Origin of the sequence: Pseudomonas donghuensis, from assembly GCF_000259195.1 — a bacterium.
GTDB classification, from domain to species: Bacteria; Pseudomonadota; Gammaproteobacteria; order Pseudomonadales; family Pseudomonadaceae; genus Aquipseudomonas; species Aquipseudomonas donghuensis.
Genome location: NZ_JH650775.1, coordinates 28,826 through 33,448 on the forward strand (window position 1 = coordinate 28,826; position 4,623 = coordinate 33,448).

The 4,623-nt window shown below is 64.7% G+C and carries 5 protein-coding genes; 2 read left to right on the forward strand and 3 right to left on the reverse strand.

Going from position 1 to position 4,623, the window contains the following annotated elements; translation table 11 throughout:
- Nucleotides 1-903: GGDEF domain-containing protein (locus UW3_RS27420; protein WP_010225352.1), on the forward strand; the 903-nt coding region annotated here is incomplete at its 5' end.
- A gap of 21 nt (nt 904-924) precedes the next feature.
- On the opposite strand, the gene UW3_RS0121000 is transcribed toward UW3_RS27420, so the two are convergent.
- Entirely contained in the window at nt 925-1,800 is an 876-nt protein-coding gene (locus tag UW3_RS0121000; RefSeq protein WP_010225354.1) for a LysR substrate-binding domain-containing protein, read from the reverse strand.
- Between the two features lie 128 nt (nt 1,801-1,928).
- Here UW3_RS0121000 and UW3_RS0121005 point away from each other — a divergent pair, with 128 nt between their 5' ends.
- Nucleotides 1,929-2,561, forward strand: a complete 633-nt coding sequence (locus UW3_RS0121005; RefSeq protein WP_420220031.1) for an ankyrin repeat domain-containing protein — start codon at nt 1,929-1,931, stop codon at nt 2,559-2,561.
- Here the strand turns inward: UW3_RS0121005 and UW3_RS0121010 are convergent.
- Together UW3_RS0121010 and UW3_RS0121015 are read right to left on the reverse strand one after the other, a co-directional pair.
- Nucleotides 2,558-3,418, reverse strand: coding sequence for a LysR family transcriptional regulator (locus UW3_RS0121010; protein WP_010225358.1), 861 nt, complete (start codon nt 3,416-3,418; stop codon nt 2,558-2,560). The two genes, UW3_RS0121005 and UW3_RS0121010, sit on opposite strands and share 4 nt — an antisense overlap.
- Nucleotides 3,419-3,535: 117 nt before the next feature.
- The gene (locus UW3_RS0121015) at nt 3,536-4,603 is read right to left on the reverse strand and encodes a DUF3616 domain-containing protein (protein ID WP_036996028.1); all 1,068 of its coding nucleotides are present in this window, start codon (nt 4,601-4,603) and stop codon (nt 3,536-3,538) included.
- Nucleotides 4,604-4,623: the final 20 nt, after the last annotated feature.

The following is a 4,623-nucleotide window of genomic DNA, read 5'->3' on the forward strand; positions in this document are numbered from 1 at the left end:
GCCGGCGCGGCGGCCTGGTTACTGTGGGGGCTGATGCCGGGTTTCTACACCGACCTCGGCTTGCGGGTGACGGTGTACTCGATGCTCGTGGCGGCGTATGGCAGCTTGTCGATCATTGAGTTGTGGCGCAGCCGCCGGCAGTTCGAAGTCGCCTACCTGCCGGCGCTGATGCTGATGCTGGTGCACACCGGTTTCTACTGCGTGCGCAGCGTTGCCGACCACGGCGTGTCGCTGGATCAGGCAATCGCCAGCAATGGCCACGGCACCGGCTTCTTCTCGTTCATGCTGTTCGAATCGATGCTCTATGCCATCGGCATCGCCTATGTGACCCTGGCCATGGTGCGCGAGCGCACGGAGCTCAAATTCAAGGCCGCCGCCTACGCCGACCCGCTGACCGGCGTCGGCAACCGCCGGGCGTTCATGTCCTGCGGCGAAAAGCTGTTGGCCGACTGTGCCCGCCGTGGCGAACCGGTGAGCTTGCTGCTGTGCGACCTGGATCACTTCAAGCGCCTCAACGATACCCACGGCCACCAGACCGGCGATCAGGCCCTGATCGCCTTCGCCCAAGTCACCAGCAACAGCGTGCGCCAGGAGGATGTCTTCGCCCGTATCGGCGGTGAAGAGTTCGCTTGCCTGCTGGCCAATACCGACGCACAGACGGCACGGCAGGTGGCGCAACGCATCTGTGACAGCTTCTACGCTGTGCCGATGCTCGAACCCGGTTTTCTCAGCGTCAGCATCGGCATCGTCGGCGCCAGTGGCCCTGGCGAGCACGACCTTTCGCGCTTGCTGTCCAAGGCCGACAACGCCCTGTATGCCGCCAAGCGCCAGGGCCGTAATCGCGTGCATCTGTACCAGCCCTCTAGATGGCAGCCAACCGGGCATCCTGCAGATACGCTTTAAAGGGGTCGATCGACGCCGTCCCTACTCGCTCGCCAGGGTGCGCGCCAGCTCCGCGGCCAGCTCCTTGACCATGGCGTCTGCGGTCGGCCGATGAATGATCGCCACCTCCATGGCATCGATCGACGGTAGGCCATGCTCTGAGGTCAGCTGCAAATGCTCGGCGGTAACTGCCCGCAGCGGCAGCAGGCTGATGCCCATGCCGTTGGCCACCGCCGCCTGCAGGCCGCTGAGGCTGGAGCTGGTGAAGCTGATGCGCCAGCGGCGGCCCATGCGCTCGATGGCGCCGATCATGTCGTCGCGGTACAGCCCGCGCGGCGGGAAGGTCACCAGCGGCACCGGGTCCTGGTCGAAGGCCGGGTTCTTGACGCTGTCGATCCACTGCAGCTTCTCCGGCCAGCAGGCCACCGCCTCACGGCTGTTGCGCCGCTGCTTGAGCAAAATCAGGTCGAGCTCGCCGTTGTCGTAGCTGGCGCTGAGGTCGCGGCACAGGCCGCTGGTGACCTCCAGCTTGACCTGCGGGTGCTTGCGGTTGAAGGTCGAGAGCAAATGGGTGGTGCGCCCGGCGGCAAAGTCTTCCGGCACGCCCAGGCGCACGGTCACCGCCACCGTGGCGCCAGACATCGCCTCGAGCATTTCATCGTTGTAGGCCAGCATCTGCCGGGCGTAACCGAGCAGCGTCTGCCCGGCGTCAGTGGGCAGCACGTCGCGGTTGCCGCGCTCGAGCAGCTTGTGCCCGACCATCTCCTCCAGCCGGCGGACCTTCTGACTGACCGTCGACTGGGTCGAGTGCAGGCGCGCCGCCGCCGTGGTGAAACTGCCGCAGTCGCTGACCATGACCACCGCGCGCAACAGGTCGAGGTCGAACAGCGGCCTATTCGATTTTTCACTGACAGACATGCTTTTATTTAACTTCTAAATAAGGAGCCCGACTTTTAACATGGCCCGACCCTGCGAGCAATCGCCCACCAGGAGGTACTGCCATGCTCCTTGAACGCCTGTCCACTCACCTTGCCGTGGTGTTCGCCATGCTCACATCGCTGACCGCCAATGCCGATGGCGGCACCCTCGAAAGCCAGCTGCGCAGCGCGGCCGAAAATGGCCAGGCAGCACAGGTACGCAGCCTGCTCGACCAGGGCGCCAAGCTCGAAGCCCGCGACAAAATGGGCCGTACCCCGCTGCTGCTGGCCACCCACAACAACCAGGTCGAAGCCGCCCGGGTGCTGATCGACGCCGGCGCCGACGTCAACGCCAAGGATTCCATCGAAGACAGCCCCTACCTGTACGCCGGCGCCCGCGGCCACAACGACATCCTCAAACTGACCCTGGCCCACGGCGCCGACCTGAGCAGCACCAACCGCTACGGCGGCACCGCGCTGATACCGGCGGCCGAACGCGGCCATGTCGAGACCGTGCGCCTGCTGATTGCCGCAGGCGTCGCCGTCGATCACGTCAACAAACTGCACTGGACCGCCCTGCTCGAGGCCATCATCCTCGGCGACGGCGGCCAGCGGCATGTCGACATCGTGCGGGAGCTGATCAAGGCCGGGGCTGATGTGAACCTTGCCGATGGTGACGGCATAACCCCACTGCAGCACGCGCGGCAACGGGGCTACAAAGAGATACAGGTGCTGTTGGAACGGGCCGGCGCCCGCGCCTAGCTGCTTTCCAGCAAACGATCGAGCAACCACAACCCCGCCGGCCCCGGCGGGGTCAGCTTCGACCAGGCCACATCCACCGCGATCGGCCGTGGCCAGCCGCGCAGTTTCAGCTCGGTGAGCTGGCCATGGCCGTACTGCTTGACCAGGCCGTGCGGCAACTCGGCCCAGCCAAAGCCCTCCTCGGTCATCTCCAGCAGCATCAGATAATCCGGCGCCGACCACACCCGCCCCTGGGGTTTGTTCACACTGTCGGTGTAGGTGTTCAAGTACAACTGACGATGCCCGGCCAGATGCGCCTGGGTCGGCTGCGCAAGCTGCGCCAGCGGGTGATTGCTGGCCACGAAAATCCCCATCTGCGCCTGCGCCGCCAGCCGCGTGGCGGCCACATCCGGCGGGTAGCCGGGTTGCGCGGCGAGCATGCCCAAATGTGCGCGGCCGCTCTGCAACAGGTTCAGCACATCACCCGCTTCGGCGATCATGCATTCCAGCTCGATGTCCTGGTAGCGCTGCTCGAACAGCTGCATCACCCGGTTGTCCGGGTTGAGCTGGTGCATGTCGGAAAACACGATCGTCAGCCGCGGCTCGACCTTGTCCGCCAAGCGGATGCTCAGTTGGTCCAGGCGCTCGCTGGCGGCGAGGATCTCCTGCACATGGCCGAGTACCTTGCGCCCGGCTTCGGTCAGCACGGGTTGGCGGGCCTGGCGGTCGAACAGGGTGACGCCGAGGTCGGCTTCGAGGTTGGCGATTGCGGCGCTGATGGTGGATTGGCTTTTGCGTAGCTTGCGGGCGGCGGCGGAGAAGGAGCCCAGGGCGGCGGCTTCGACGAAGGCTTGGAGGGCTTCTGGAGAGTAGCGCATTGGGGGTATCGGTTTTATCGATGCAGGGAGCCACATTGTAGCGGGAAAAGCGATTTCAATACCGCGCTGGCGAAGCGTGCCCTGCCTGCATAACCCGCCACACCCGCGCAGCCGCCGCTAATTGAGGGTAAACAGGTCCCCTTCCACACTCCGGTCACCGTGTTTACGACGCTGCGCGGCAGCGTCGTAGACGATCAGCAAAAGCTCCCTGCTCTCCTCACCCGATTTGAACAAGCACATGCCCTCTGCATGATCGTCGCCTTTGCCGAACGGCACCTCCAGCACCGTCTCCAATTGATCGGCAAACACCACCTGCTCTTCATCGGCTGCGAAGCCGCCGCGCCAACGGAACACCGTGACCGGGCCGTCCAGGTCCATGGTCGGCCCCGCCAGAATCAGCAGGTCGTCGCCCCTGCTGCACAGGTCTCGCACCCCCAGGCCGTTGAGCGCGAAGAAGTGCTTGCGGTAGCGGCGCCCACCCGGGCCGATCTTCTTGAGCACCAAGGTGTCGGTCGAGTCGCCATCGAGTTCGGGTTCAATCTCCAGCAGCACGGTCCAGCCGCGCAGCACCGGCCCCCGCAACCCCAACAACAGGCGCGAGCCGATGACGGCCAACCCTTCGATGTCGAAACCGTTGTCTTTGCCCGGGATGCGCAGAAAGTCGCGTAGCTGATCGTCCCTGGCAATTTCCGCGGTCAGGTCGTTGCCGAGCGCATTGCCATGCAACTGCGCCGCCGTACGTCCATCGCCATTTACCTTTGCGGCGAGCACATAGCTGCCGTTCTGCTGCACCACAGGGAGGCGCGCCAACAGAAAGCGATTGCCGTCTGCCTCTACGGTCGACAGGCGCTTGATGTTCTTCAGCGCAGACTTGTCGGCGTCCGCCTTCTTGCGCTTGAGGCTATGGGAGCCGACGATCCAGAGATACCCCCCGTCAGGGGCATAGGCCAGGCCCTCGATGTCGATCTCGGCTTCTGGATCGGGTATGGGCAGGTGCAGGTATTTCATGAGCGGGAAGGAGTGGTGCTCATCGCACGTCACGGCCTCACCGGGTGCTGCGGGCTGGATCGCCAGGCGTTCCAGGCTGGTGGTTTCGTCGTTGGCCAGCCACAGCGTGCCGCCGATCTGCAGGGCAACCGAAAGGCCATCGCGCAATGACGCAAATGCCGGATCAAAGCACAGCATCACGGTATTGGCTGGGGTGC